This is a genomic window from Methylomonas sp. Uni0009, assembly GCF_054188105.3.
The window spans coordinates 3,081,861-3,094,998 of sequence record NZ_JBTAFN010000001.1 but is presented as its reverse complement, the minus strand read 5'-3'; the positions used below and the strand labels follow the sequence as shown (position 1 = coordinate 3,094,998).

The 13,138-nt window shown below is 51.7% G+C and carries 10 protein-coding genes; 8 read left to right on the top strand and 2 right to left on the bottom strand.

The window, feature by feature from the left end; translation table 11 throughout:
- Positions 1-657 precede the first annotated feature (657 nt).
- The 7 genes from ACWAU0_RS14485 (at position 658) to ACWAU0_RS14455 (ending at position 9,863) form a co-directional block, all read left to right on the top strand.
- Positions 658-1,935 carry an HlyD family secretion protein gene (locus tag ACWAU0_RS14485; RefSeq protein ID WP_458137069.1) on the top strand — a complete coding sequence of 426 codons (1,278 nt, stop codon included), beginning with the start codon at positions 658-660 and terminating at the stop codon, positions 1,933-1,935.
- A gap of 8 nt (positions 1,936-1,943) precedes the next feature.
- Entirely contained in the window at positions 1,944-3,092 is a 1,149-nt protein-coding gene (locus tag ACWAU0_RS14480) for a cupin domain-containing protein (RefSeq protein ID WP_458137068.1), read from the top strand.
- 50 nt (positions 3,093-3,142) lie between these two features.
- On the top strand, positions 3,143-3,388 hold the full coding sequence (locus ACWAU0_RS14475) for a hypothetical protein (protein ID WP_168030509.1): 246 nt from the start codon (positions 3,143-3,145) through the stop codon (positions 3,386-3,388).
- A 430-nt stretch (positions 3,389-3,818) separates the two neighbouring features.
- A complete protein-coding gene (locus tag ACWAU0_RS14470) occupies positions 3,819-4,082 on the top strand; it encodes a hypothetical protein (RefSeq protein WP_171695909.1) in 264 nt (87 codons plus the stop codon).
- 300 nt (positions 4,083-4,382) lie between these two features.
- The gene (locus tag ACWAU0_RS14465; RefSeq protein ID WP_458137067.1) at positions 4,383-4,811 is read left to right on the top strand and encodes a hypothetical protein; all 429 of its coding nucleotides are present in this window, start codon (positions 4,383-4,385) and stop codon (positions 4,809-4,811) included.
- Positions 4,812-5,005: 194 nt separating this feature from the next.
- Positions 5,006-7,768 (top strand): M16 family metallopeptidase, encoded by a 2,763-nt coding sequence (locus tag ACWAU0_RS14460; RefSeq protein ID WP_458137066.1) that lies wholly within the window; start codon positions 5,006-5,008, stop codon positions 7,766-7,768.
- Positions 7,755-9,863, top strand: coding sequence for a peptidase domain-containing ABC transporter (locus tag ACWAU0_RS14455; RefSeq protein WP_084153202.1), 2,109 nt, complete (start codon positions 7,755-7,757; stop codon positions 9,861-9,863). Before ACWAU0_RS14460 ends, ACWAU0_RS14455 begins: the two co-directional genes overlap by 14 nt.
- Before the next feature lie 66 nt (positions 9,864-9,929).
- Here ACWAU0_RS14455 and ACWAU0_RS14450 read toward each other — a convergent pair whose 3' ends face one another.
- Together ACWAU0_RS14450 and ACWAU0_RS14445 are read right to left on the bottom strand one after the other, a co-directional pair.
- On the bottom strand, positions 9,930-10,175 hold the full coding sequence (locus ACWAU0_RS14450) for a hypothetical protein (RefSeq protein WP_033155341.1): 246 nt from the start codon (positions 10,173-10,175) through the stop codon (positions 9,930-9,932).
- A gap of 54 nt (positions 10,176-10,229) precedes the next feature.
- Positions 10,230-10,439: a hypothetical protein gene (locus ACWAU0_RS14445; protein ID WP_033155342.1), complete on the bottom strand. Its 210-nt coding sequence runs from the start codon at positions 10,437-10,439 to the stop codon at positions 10,230-10,232.
- A gap of 435 nt (positions 10,440-10,874) precedes the next feature.
- Between ACWAU0_RS14445 and ACWAU0_RS14440 the strand changes: the two genes are divergently transcribed.
- Positions 10,875-13,067: a TonB-dependent receptor gene (locus tag ACWAU0_RS14440; protein WP_171695913.1), complete on the top strand. Its 2,193-nt coding sequence runs from the start codon at positions 10,875-10,877 to the stop codon at positions 13,065-13,067.
- Positions 13,068-13,138 lie beyond the last annotated feature (71 nt).

Below are 13,138 nucleotides of genomic sequence, written 5' to 3'. Positions count from 1 at the left end.
CCGCTAGCCGCGAACCTCCGATCTTTTCACAGCAGGCCCGGCGCATACCCGCCGAAACCGGCAGCGACACGACGCTGCCAACCGTCGAAGTTAAAGCGCAAGCCGCAGGCGATCAGGTGCCTGGGACGAATGTTTAAATCTGCTCGGCTTCGATATACCTTTCGAGACGGGCAAATACAAGATTGGTTATTCAGTCGAAGCCTTGGCTGCTGCAAAACTAAGCAAACAAGACCTACCGCATAATATGAGTTGACACCAAGCGAGAACTTCCTTAAAGTCCACTCAGCCTTCGCGCAGAAGGCGTATTGCCAGCCATGTCTCCTGACTAGCCAGCCCTCACGGTGCTAATCAATTCATCCAGGGGACCTTATGACCATATCATTTTTTGCTAGCCGCCATTTCGTTTCCGGCTTTCTTACTAAAGCCGCAAAGTCCATCCAACAGCTGATTTTTAGCTCGACGTTATTAACCCAGCCCTTAAACACCGTTCGCCTCAATGCCCTGGAGGGTACTTTGCCTGTCGAAGGGCCAACCCGCTCACGCTTCGACGCGCTCAGCCCGAACTGGGCGCCAAGGATAAATAGGACCGGGTTAATAGCCTAAGCGGCCCAACGAAACGCTTCGCTGTCAAACATCGAAATTCGATAGGCAAGACGCATGTTCTCGACGAATCTTTATCGTGCGGAAGCCATGGCAGCGCAGACCGGACGCTTGGAAGGCGACATCCTGCTGGCGAGATCCTGGTCGTCGTGGCTGGTATTCACGATTGTGTTGACGCTGGTCGCCGCAACCGTTTTATTTATCAGCTTTGCGTCTTATACCAAACGAACAAACGCTACCGGCATGTTGGTCCCAAATGGCGGCGCGATTATTATTGCCACGCCCGCGCCAGGGCTTATTTCGGCCGTTCATGTTGAGGAAGGTCAAACGGTTCATGCCGGAGACACCTTGTTTACGTTAAGAGACGAACGCCATCTTTCTTCATTCACAAACCGGTCGGACGCCAGCGGAGCCCGATTCGCCGATCAGCTTGAAGCGGCACTGCTCGCGGAAGAAGAAGCCAATCTCCGGGAAAAGCGCCAATTAAGCACCCTGCAAGACAAAAATAATTCGGCACTATCCAGACAGTTGGCGGCAATACAAGTATCGATTGCCGACGCCAAACAACAGATAAATCAGCATCAGGAAAGATTGCTCCTGGCGGAGCAGCGCCTGAATAAGCATCGCGGTCTGGCGACATCCGGCTTTATTGCAAAAGATAAATTGGACGAGGAGCTGGACAACCTGACGCTATTGCGTGCCCAAGCATCGGATTTAAAGCGGGATTACGACGAACTCGAGCGAAAAAAATTGGAGCTGGAGGACGAAAAACGCATCGCACCGGAAAAAACCCAAATCAGCATCGCCAATATCGACCAAGACTTAAGCATACTCCGCCAAAAAATCCAGGAAACCCATATTCAAAGCCAATTGGCTATCGTCGCCCCGATTGACGGCATGGTCACCGGTATTAGCGTGCACCCCGGCCAAATTTCGGATAAGGATACCTTGGCAACCTTGCTTGGCGATGGTGCGGAACTGACCGCGCAATTGTACGTGACCACGCGCGGCATCGGCTTTGTCGAATCCGGCCAGAAAGTACGCTTGCGTTACCAAGCCTACCCTTATCAAAAGTTCGGCCAGTATTCCGGAACGGTCGCAACCGTCTCGAAAAATCCGGTTTCATCGAAGACCTTACCGAATTTATTCGCCAATTCCCCACCGGACGATTATTACCGCGTCACAGTAAAACTCGATTCGCAGTTTGCCTCGGTGTACGGCGAACCGAAACGGCTGGTATCCGGCATGATCGTGGAGGCGGATATCGAACAAGATACGCGGCGCTTAATCGAGTGGATGATCGAACCGCTTTACGGATTAACCAAATATAACTAGGGAACGCTATGTCACTGATTCATTTCGGCATCGATAGAACACAATTTTTCGACGCGCATTACCAAAGCCGGTGGTGGCTGAAGCGCCAAGTACTGTCCGAGAACAATTTAAACTGGAAGCATATCGACCAGGCGCTTTACGCCATGGAAAACGCCAATACGCAGATTAAATTATTTAAAGACGGACCGGTCGATCCGAGCCGCTATACCGAGCCCTATTGGGAACTGGGCGAACAACGCACACGTATCGTCAAAGACGTTTTGTACCGCTATTTAACGGACGGTGCGACCTTGGTATTAAACAAACTACAGCTCTACCTCCCGGAAATTAACGACTATTGCATGGACGTGGCGCAATTCGTCGGCGAAAAAACCAACGCCAATGCCTATGCGGCATTCGGCGGCGACGGTTCGTTTGGCAAACATTGGGATACTCACGATGTGTTCGCCTTGCAACTGATCGGACGCAAAAGATGGCGCCTCTATCAACCCACATTCGAATTGCCTTTAAACCATCAAACCAGCCTAAACCATAAAGCGGAATGCCCGGCGGAACCGGTGCTGGATACCGTATTGGTGGCCGGGGATTTGTTGTATATCCCAAGAGGCTGGTGGCACGAGGCCCTGCCTATCGCCGGCGACGAGACGTTTCATATCGCCATAGGCACCTTCCCGCCTAAATTATTGGACTATCTGCTTTGGCTATGCGGCAATCAACTGCCGGACCGCATTGAAAGCCGGGGGTCTATCAACCCTTATCTCAATACGACAGGTCTCATTGAAAGTTTTACTCCGCTATTACAAAGCACGCTAGCCGAACCGGAAAATCTCGATAATTTTTACATCGCTTTTACGGAACAGCAAAGAGTTAAATCGCGATTTAATATTGGCAGTTTGTCTCCGACCGGCATATCGGATAACACCGTCCTTCTGGGCAATAACATTCGAATAAACTCGTTCCTACCAATATCCAACGATCAGAAAACTTTATTAGCCAACGGCTTCAAGATAAATCTCGACACCGAAAGCGCCGATTTTCTTGCCGGCATCAGTTCAGCCGATAACTCGCCGGCTAATAAAAGTACCAAGCAATTGTCCGATAAGGAGAATCAACTGTTGAAACAATTATCGATACTCGACCTTATTGAGAGGTTTTAGATAATTCGATAAAAAATAATTTTATAATCTTTATTCAAGGAGATAAATATATGCGTGAATTAACTATTACGGAAATGGAGATTGTCAGCGGAGGGGTTGACTGGGATGAAGTTAGCGGTGGTTTAGCATTTGTAGGAACCGGCATCGCATTAGTTGCGGCTGCACCTGAAGTGGGCGCTGTAGTCGTTGCAACCGGGGCGGCGGCCGTAATCTTAGGTGGATTTGCCATAGGAGATGGCTTGGTTGAAGGCGGTGCTTTGAGTAGCGGTGGCGGGGAAGATGGCGATGGAAGCTAAACATCATTCACTCCCACATTTATCAACTTAACATGGCGTTATTGCGATATGAACGAGACACAGACTTATTTATTGGTTTTCGGCGTTATCCTTGTGATAATTACAACCATTATAGGAAAATCAAGATTTATTAAACCCAGCTCAGAAACAATAAGAAAGAGAGTGCTTTGGATTAGTTTATCAATTATTTATATCAACGCCTTGACTCATTTTACCATTAAACTTTTATCGTAAATATATTACCTAACCCCATAAAATCCGCCACACCAAAATGTTCGGCATTGCTTATAAGACTGGGCCTATTGATTATTTAAACTATCAGCACTGCGAACCATTATCGCAATCCACCTTGAATCAACAACAAAAGCATTGAGAATCGGTGGCCGGTAAAAACAAATATACCTATTAATTAAAAGATAAGGAGATAGAAATGCGTGAATTGACAATTCGTGAAATGTCTGTTGTCGGCGGAGGTATATCAGTCGGCGATCAAATCCAAGGCGGAACTGTTATCGCCACCGGGGGTGGCTTTACAGCTGCGCAAGCTGCTGCGGTTGGCAGTGTCATAGGTGTTGCTGTCGGTGTTGTAGGCGTTGGGCTGGGATCTTTTCTTCTGGCAGACGCCATGCTCAATGATGGAGCATTATTTGCACAAATTCAGCGAGAATTACATGGTGAAGATGGCGACGGTTAGTAAGTTTTGGAGGGTTACTTTACCGATTATTTATTGAGGATGGCGCAATGATTTATCTTTTTATTAGTTTATTTTTTTCTGCAATGGCCTCTGTTATCTCTCTTGAAATGGTGATTAAAAGTCAATTACGTAAAGACAAGGACGCTATGACAAGATTTCAGTTTTTACTTCATTTTCTGAATTCGATAGCTATTTGCTTAATTGCATGGTTTATATTAAAAAGTTGATAAAATAAAAAATGGCTTGCCAAAGCCATTTTTTATATCTGCCCTATATTAATTTTTTCTACCTAAACTCATCATGAAAAATCACCCATTTTTAATTTCAGTTACCTCGGCTTTTACCCTATTATCGGCACTTACGGTATTAGCATTCGTATTTCCAAAATCGACTGCAGATATCAGCTCTCATCTCCATGGCGAAGAAGCGGTTATCTTGTATATCGCCTTCTTTTTGATATTTATGGCAGGCGTTTTTTATTTTAAAAAAAACCAAGATAACATAGAAAGATTATTCTCAGGGAGACAAACTACCGAATTCGTGTATCGACGCGATATAACAACTTACTTAATGGCAGGATTTATTTGTGCCGGCGCGTCTTCAGAATTAGTTACCCAAGACAAAGCACTGCACGACAAGATTGTTACGGTCTCTGGAGTATTTTTATTACTGAGTATCATAGCTGTTATTTATCGAAGATTTTGGCCGTCAACAAAGCCATTTCGATAATACTTCCTCAGATATTGGTTAAAGCTTAATTCCCGCCTAACGAGTCGGATTGCCTATCAATATTCATCCGCATGAGATTTCAAATATGGCGCATCTCTGTTGTATTTATTGACGTGTATCTCTCTAAGTTTCGTTATTGCCGATCGATATTTAATTAACCTCGACTTATCCAACCCTAGAAAGGAATCTTACCCATGAACCCTACCCGCTCGACCTTAATCGCATGTTTAATACTAACGCTCGTCAACGTTGGTAGCGGGCACGCCACGGAAAATAATACAAATAGCGCCGCCGAGAAATACGGCGCGATCGAACGGCGATTCGAGAACGGTTTCCGGGCCGTGTTGGTTCCCGACACCAAGGCCGAGCAGACGGCTGTGACGCTGGTGTATTTTAGCGGTTCGCTCGCCGATCCCGAGGGAAAGTCGGGCCTCGCACATTTGCTGGAGCATTTGCTGTTTAACGCGCCGACGACGCCGGACAATCATTCGCTGGTCAGCGAGCTGGCGCGCCGCAACATTGCCTATAACGGCAATACCAATTTCGACCGCACTATCTACCACACGGCCTTTTCCAGCGACCAGCCCACGCTGAACTGGCTGCTGCAACAAGAAGCCTTGCGCATGCATAAACTGGCGATTACGGAAACGGATATTGCCAGGGAGTTACCCGTAGTATTGCGGGAAAAGGAGCTTGGCGATAGCAATCATCGGCAAAAATTAGCGCAACAAATACTGCCGGTTGTTACTCGCTTTGCCCCCTATGTACGCCCGCCGATAGGTAACGAAACCGAATTACGCGGTATCGCCATCGACGACGCCCAGGCTTTCTATCGGACACACTATCGTCCCGACAATGCGCTGTTGATCATTACCGGTCGATTTGACGTTGACGAAACCTGGAAGCAATTGGCAACTCATTTTGGTGAGATTAAATCGCCAAAAATTGGGCAGCCACCGGCATTCCAGGCGGCGTCCGGACAGGAGAGCGGCGACCCGCAAACGAGTTTTCGCGGCGACGACGATGTTGCTTCCGCGTCGTTATTTTATCCGTTACCCCATTCGTTCGATGCCAAGCATGTAGCGGCGATGGGCCTACTGAGCGGCTTGCTGGCCGGTTCACCCGCCAGTCGCTTACATGAGTCGCTGGTTAGCACCGGACAGGCAGCCTCTGTCTCGGCTATGCCCTTGCTATTGCGCAATGGGGGTGCATTCGAAGTAACCGCGCTGCCGCTGTCAGCCGATAACGAAGCGTTGGAACAACTCCAACACACCTTAGCAGAACAAGTGCATTCGCTGGGCGATACCGTGTTCACTGAAAAAGAACTGGAACGTACTAAAAACTTGATACGCAACGAAGCTTTACATGTGCAAACTCAAGCCGCCGCATTTGGCTACCGTTTGGCTGAATTTGCCTCCCTCGGCGACTGGCGGCTGTGGTTCGAGAGCATCGACGCGGCCCAAGAAATGTCATTGCCGGAGATTCAACAAACCGCCAAAACGCTTTTCCAGCAAGGTCTCCCGGTTGCCCAGTTGATGAGCAGTCGACATGCGACAAGTGTCACGGCGCGGAAAGAATCCCTCGTACCGCAAGCGACAAGCGCCGAACCATCCCCCGCGTCCACGCCTGCGCACCTGCCGGAAACCGTGACCCTGGCGGCTAACGATGCGACGGCGGCGGCTATAGATGCGCAAATCGAGCGCTTTAGCATTAACGAGTCGCTGGCGGTTGCGCTCTGGCCCAAGCCCATACCGACCGGTCGCGTGCAGGGTCAGTGGAATGTGCGTATGGGCACGGCGGACAGCATGCTTGGCAAACGTATGCTGGCGGACCTTACCGGCAGCCTGTTGGCGCACGGTTCGGCCAGTTTAGATCGACAACAACTGTTTGATCGCTTGGTGGGTTTGGATGCCCACTTGTCGATGACGCCGATGGAGGACCGCTTGGCGATTCGCTTCGATCTGCCCGCGAAATCGTTACCGGAATTTCTGGACGTTCTAATTGATGTTCTTCGTCATCCGGCACTGCCGGAGCAGGGATTCAAGGAAATCGGCAATCAATTGCGCGTCGCCTACCAAGGCCTGGGCACAAAACCGCAAGTCGTCGCAGAACAAGCCGTGACCGCACTCACCAGCCCATACCCTATCGGCGACATCCGCCGCGAGCCCGGCATGGAGGAAGCGCTCGCCGCGTTGGAGCGCATCGAATTGAACGATGTAAAAGCCTTCCACGCCGATTATTACGGCGCGAATGGGGAGTTGCTGCTGTCCGGTGAGTTTGATGCCAACGCGACGCGCCGGCAGTTGGAAAGCCTTTTAGGTCCCTGGCGCAGCAAGCAGGTCTACCAGCGGCCGCCCCTGCCTTACGCCGCATTGGCGCCCGGCCGGCATGTCATGACCGTAGCCGATGGCGCGCACGGCACTTACACGGCACAGCTTAGACAGCCGTTGCAAGCGGACGAGACGGACACCCTGGCTTTAATGCTGGCGAATGTCGCGTTGGGCGAGGATGCGCTTCAATCCCGCCTCGGTCGCCGCCTGCGTCAACAAGAAGGCATTTCCTACGGCGTGGCCAGCAAGATCAGCGCTTCCGCCTTCGAACCGCGCGCCACCCTGACCATCAGCGCGACCTATGCGCCGGCCCTGCGGCAACAACTCTCCAAAGCCGTGCACGAGGAACTGGCGCTGCTGGTTAAAGACGGCCTCAGCGCTACGGAATTCGACAGTGCAAAAGAGAACTGGCGCCATCGCAACGATCTGAGCAAGCTGGATCATGACAAGCTGTTCGGCAAGCTGAATCTGCTATTACGCTTACGGCGCGACATGCGCTACTACGCCGACATCAATGCCCGCGTTGAAACCTTGACGCTGGCCCAAGTGAATACGGCGATTGCCCGCCACATCAATCCCGATCAGTTGCTGGAAGTGTTTGTCGATACCAACAATGAAGCACCTTAAGCACTCGCACCATTCGTCGTACTTGCAAACCACCGCGGCCGAATGCGGCTTGGCCTGCGTAGGCTATGTCGCCGCCTGCCACGGTGCCGCACACAGCATGAGCGACTTACGCGCCAAGTATGCGGTGTCGCTACGCGGCTCCACGTTGATGGATTTGGTCGGTATCGGCGCGGCATTGGGATTTTCATGCAGACCGCTACGCCTGGAATTGGCGGAACTCGACCAACTCAGTCTCCCTTGTATTTTGCATTGGCAAATGAGCCATTTTGTCGTGCTAAAAAAAGTGGGGCGCGGCCGGGTGCTGGTCCACGACCCGGCCAAGGGCGAAAGGGAGCTGGCTATAGCCGAAGTCAACACCCTGTTTACCGGCGTGGCCTTGGAACTGACGCCTGCGCCGGCGTTCGAGCGTATTACGCCGAGGTCGCGTATTCCTCTCGCTAAACTGGTCGGTAAAGTCGACGGCCTGATCCGGAGCTTGACGCAAATCGCGGTATTGGCCGTTGCCATGCAATTATTCGCCTTGCTGACACCAATCGTTGCCCAATGGATAGTAGACGGTGCGATTGTGTCCGGCGACCGGGATTTCCTGTTGGTGTTAGCCTTGGCCTATGCCTTGATTGCCGTGATTAAAATCGTGTTGGAAGCCGTTAGAAGCTGGCTGGCCATCGTGCTGGCGACACAATTCAATCTGCAATGGGCCGGCCGCATTATCGGCCATTTGTTAAGGCTGCCCGTGCATTGGTTCGAACTACGGCATACCGGCGACATCGTATCCCGGTTTCAATCGATGCAAGCCATTCAACAGACGCTGACCGGCAAATTAGTCGAAGTAGTCCTGGACGGCGGATTCGGTTTAATTGTCCTGGCGGTGATGTTGTTGTACAGCCCCACACTAAGCGCTTTCGCCGTCGCCGCCGTATTGGCCTATCTGCTGATCCGCGTTTTGCCCCATGGAATCTATCATCGCTTAACCGATGAAGCACTGGCGCACGAGGCCAAGGCGCAAAGCCATTTTCTGGAAAGCATTCGCGCCGTGCACACCACAAAGTTGGCGGGTTTGGAAGAGCAGCGCCGGGCACGCTGGCTGAATTTGTTCGTCGCCGGCGTGAATAAACGCATCGGCGCGCAAAAAATGTCGCTGGGATTTTCGCTGGGCTATAGCGCGGTGTTTGCCGCCGAAGCCATCGCCGTGCTGGCGGTCGGCGCGACCATGGTCATGGACAACGCTTTGACCGTCGGCATGCTGATGGCGTTTATTTCTTACAAAGACGACTTTACATCGCGGATGCAACGGCTGATCGACAACCTGATGTCGATGCGCATGGTCAGCCTGCATGTGGAGCGTTTGTCCGATATTGTCTTGGCGGAAAAAGAACAGACTGACGGCTGCGCCGCAGACAAAGTCATCAACCGAAAGGATTTCAGCCCCACCATCGAGTTTAAAAACCTGGGCTTTCGCTACGGCGCGAATATGCCCTGGATATTTCGCAATTTGCATCTGTCCATCCAACCCGGCGAACACATCGCCATCGTCGGCGCGTCCGGATGCGGAAAAAGCACCTTGGTCAAACTCTGCTTGGGCCTGCTGGAACCGACCGAGGGTGTCATCGAAATCGACGGCATGCCTTTAAGCCAATTCGGATTGGCCAATTGGCGCCGGCTGGTGGGCGCGGTATTGCAGGAAGACCAGTTATTCTCCGGGAGCCTTCAGGAAAATATTTCCGGCTTCGACTTACAAACCAATTTCGAGCTGCTGAAACAAAGCGCTCAACTCGCCGGCATCGACGATGAAATCGAGGCTCTGCCCATGCGTTATCTGTCCCAGGTTGGCGATATGGGCAGCAGTTTTTCCGGCGGGCAAAAGCAACGGCTCATCATTGCGCGGGCGCTCTACAAAGTGCCGTCGGTACTGGTCCTGGACGAAGCGACCAGCCACTTGGATGTCGAAACAGAGCGGAAGGTGAATTTGGCAATCAATTCGTTAAGCATCACCCGCTTAACTATCGCCCATCGGCCGGAAACCATAGGCATGGCGGACAGAGTCGTGTCTCTGGATGCCAGCATACACAGCGAAAGCAGAATGGGTAGTTTCTGAAGGTTATTCCGCCATCCCGCTATCTTAGGCAAACCTCCGGGGAATTTTCCGGCAAGTGCGGTTTCGCTAATTGAGTCTGGTGCTGGATTTAACCACCGTAAAGCCGGCGCGTTTGCTTTTGTCTTTTTGACCGGCTCTGGCCTGGTGCGCGGCTTCGGCCATGGTGTCGGCAAAGCTCAGAAAATCCGCCACTTCCAGGCGCAATGACATGTTCTGCAGATGCAGGTGGACGACGCCGCATTCGCGGCAAATCAATACCTTGCTTAAGGCCGTCGCCGCCAAACATTCGTGGGTACAGGGTTTGTTGCTCATAGGTTTACTCCTTCAAAAATCGTCAGGGATTGGGTAAAAAACTTTTTAAGCGGACTAAAGCTCGGGATTTACTAAACCACGATTGAGCTTGGCTTTTGCCTGAGACAGGAACATTTTCCAAACGATTTGTTTCGACCCTAAATCAAGACATCGGAAATCCGTGGCATGGATTTCGCCTTTTTCGACCAACGCCGCCAAAACTTCCGGAGCGATTGCCAAGCGCACAGCCTCAGGTTCTCTAAATAAGGGGAATAATCTTTTCACGTCGCGGCAGCTGATTTTTAATCTGACTCAAATGATAATTATTCTCATTTGAAAAGTAAAGTATTTCTTCCTCCTTGAAATTTCAGCCATTAACTCGCCGTTGGTTTTGCAGCCTAAAGGCTAATTTCCGCAAGCCTTTAGGCTACCAAGCTCGCGAAACGGCTGGAATGCGCTCAAAGATTTAAGCCTATCCAAGCTTTGATTTCGAATTGGGAAACAGTCTGCACGCAAATTCCGGAGTTGACATTAGTCTCAAAAAAAATAAAATGAGAATCGTTATTATTTGAGAATGATCTTATTTCTTGGCTTTTTGGAGCCGCATATCTCGAATAGCGATCAATAACCGACGGACAATAACTGTCGGTTCGTAAAATCTTAGCCACCCAGCATTCCCAGCCAGGCAGCCAGCACTATTTATTCAGTTACGGGAATACTATGTCTGCAAACCATTCGACCACGAAAAAAACCACCCCTGCCAAGTGGCGCTTGGGGGCTTTATTGCCGCTGGGCGCGGCTCTGAGCGGGGCGGCATTCGCCGCTGACCCGGCCGCCGACGTAGCGGCCAACAATGATCAAGAAGTGGTTTTGGAAGACGTTAAGGTCAAAGCCAACCGCGAAAAACAGGCCATTCGCTTCAAAGCCGACACCTCGACCACCGGCAGCAAAACCGAGATGGCGCTGCGCGACATTCCGCAATCGGTCAGCGTGGTAAAAAAAGAACTGATCGAGTCGCAAAACGCCTTCAACCTGCGCGATGCCTTACGCAATGTCAGCGGCCTGACCATTGCCGCCGGCGAGGGCGGCCGTACCGGCGATTCCATTACCTTGCGCGGCTTCGCGGCCAGCTCCGACCAATATCTGGACGGGGTCAAAGACAACGGCCAGTACACTCGCGACACCTTTTTCATCGAAAGAGCCGAAGTGCTGAAAGGCGCATCGTCAATTTTATTCGGTCGCGGCGCCACCGGCGGCGTGATCAATCAAGTAGCAAAGAAGCCCACCGGTAAAACCGGGATTAACGGTAGCTTTACTTATGGCTTGTACGATTTCAAACGCACCGCCATCGACGCCGAAACCCAATATCAAGATTTATCGGCCCGGCTGAATGTAATGTACCAGGATGCCGACTCCTATCGCGACTACAACTACAGCAACCGTTGGGGTATCGCGCCTTCGTTCAAATGGGACATTAGCGCCGATACCGATTTGACGCTAAATCTGTTGCACCAGCAGGATGAAGGCGTGTTCGATTACGGCGTGCCTATGTATCGAGGCCGGCCGGCTGGCGTGCCTATCAACACCTTTTACGGCTTTACCGATAACCGGATGATGGACACCGATGTCAATGTGGCCACCGTGGCGTTAACCCACCGTTTCAACCAGGATTTCTCGGTTAAAAACACGGTCCGCTACGGCGATTACGAACGTAAATACCTGACCCATCTGTATTCCGGCGCGGCGGCCTATACCGGCGCCAATGCCGGCACCATCGCCCGTTCGCAAGCCTTGCGCCTGAATACCCAGGAAAACATCTACAACCAAACCGACTTTGTCTACAAAAAGCCCTTGTTCGGCTTTAACAATACCTTGATGTTCGGTAGCGAATTCGGTTGGGAAGAATACGATTACAAATCGAAAAACTCGACTGGCGTCAGCCGGGTGTCGATATTCAATCCGCGCCTTACCGCCAGTACCACCGGCTTGGCGTACGACTTCAGCGGCACGCTGGACACCAGCCGTCTGACCCAAGCCCAAACCTACGCGGGTTATGTGTTGGACCAATTCGAGATCAATCCGGAATGGAAATTACTGGCCGGCACCCGCTACGATGTGTTCGAGGCGCAACAGACAGATCGGATAGGCAGCGCCGACTTCAATAGCAGCGTCGATCAATGGAGCCCGCGCGGCGGCATCGTCTGGCAGCCCAGCAAAGCTCAGTCTTACTATTTCAGCTACGGCAAGTCGTTTAATCCGTCTGCGGAAAGCCTGAGTTTGTCGGCCAACAACGCCAACCTGCCACCGGAGCAGAATCATAACTATGAGATCGGCGGCAAATGGGAACTGTTCGACGGCAAATTATCGGCCACCGCCGCCCTGTTCCGCCTGGAAAAAACCAATGCCCGCACCACCTCGCCGCTGGATGCCAATCTGCAAATCCTCGCAGGCGAACAAAGTACGGACGGCTTCGAAGCCGGTCTGGCCGGCGAAGTGTTGCCGAAATGGGATGTATCGCTGACCTATGCGTATCTTGACTCGAAAATCAGCAAATCCACATCAACAGCCACCGGCTCGGTCAGCGGCTTAGTGAAATCGTTCGAGGGGATGACGGCCGTCAACGTGCCGGAACACAGCGGCGTAGCCTGGAGCACTTATCATCTAACAGACAACTGGGAGATCGGCGGCGGCGTGTACTACGCCAGCCACCGTTATGCCGACAGCGTCAACGAAGCGGTATTACCGGGTTACGCCCGCCTGGACGCAGTGGTGGCCTATCATCAAAAACATTACGACGTGCAACTCAACGTGTTCAACCTGACCGATACCGTCTACTACGAATCCGGACAAACCAACTCGGCCTTGCCGGGCACGCCGGTATCCGGGCAGTTGACGGTGAGCTTTAAATACTAAACTCGACGTGTGCGAACGGTTAAACAACATCCGCTATTGGTGAGATGGTTTAACCGTTCCGCCCAATCCGC

What these genes read in the sequence shown, in the direction of transcription:
- ACWAU0_RS14450 (WP_033155341.1), bottom strand. Translation starts at nt 10,175, where the DNA reads ATGAGCAACAAACCCTGTACCCACGAATGTTTGGCGGCGACGGCCTTA.
- ACWAU0_RS14440 (WP_171695913.1), top strand. Translation starts at nt 10,875, where the DNA reads ATGTCTGCAAACCATTCGACCACGAAAAAAACCACCCCTGCCAAGTGG.
- ACWAU0_RS14480 (WP_458137068.1), top strand. Translation starts at nt 1,944, where the DNA reads ATGTCACTGATTCATTTCGGCATCGATAGAACACAATTTTTCGACGCG.
- ACWAU0_RS14460 (WP_458137066.1), top strand. Translation starts at nt 5,006, where the DNA reads ATGAACCCTACCCGCTCGACCTTAATCGCATGTTTAATACTAACGCTC.
- ACWAU0_RS14470 (WP_171695909.1), top strand. Translation starts at nt 3,819, where the DNA reads ATGCGTGAATTGACAATTCGTGAAATGTCTGTTGTCGGCGGAGGTATA.
- ACWAU0_RS14465 (WP_458137067.1), top strand. Translation starts at nt 4,383, where the DNA reads ATGAAAAATCACCCATTTTTAATTTCAGTTACCTCGGCTTTTACCCTA.
- ACWAU0_RS14475 (WP_168030509.1), top strand. Translation starts at nt 3,143, where the DNA reads ATGCGTGAATTAACTATTACGGAAATGGAGATTGTCAGCGGAGGGGTT.
- ACWAU0_RS14455 (WP_084153202.1), top strand. Translation starts at nt 7,755, where the DNA reads ATGAAGCACCTTAAGCACTCGCACCATTCGTCGTACTTGCAAACCACC.
- ACWAU0_RS14485 (WP_458137069.1), top strand. Translation starts at nt 658, where the DNA reads ATGTTCTCGACGAATCTTTATCGTGCGGAAGCCATGGCAGCGCAGACC.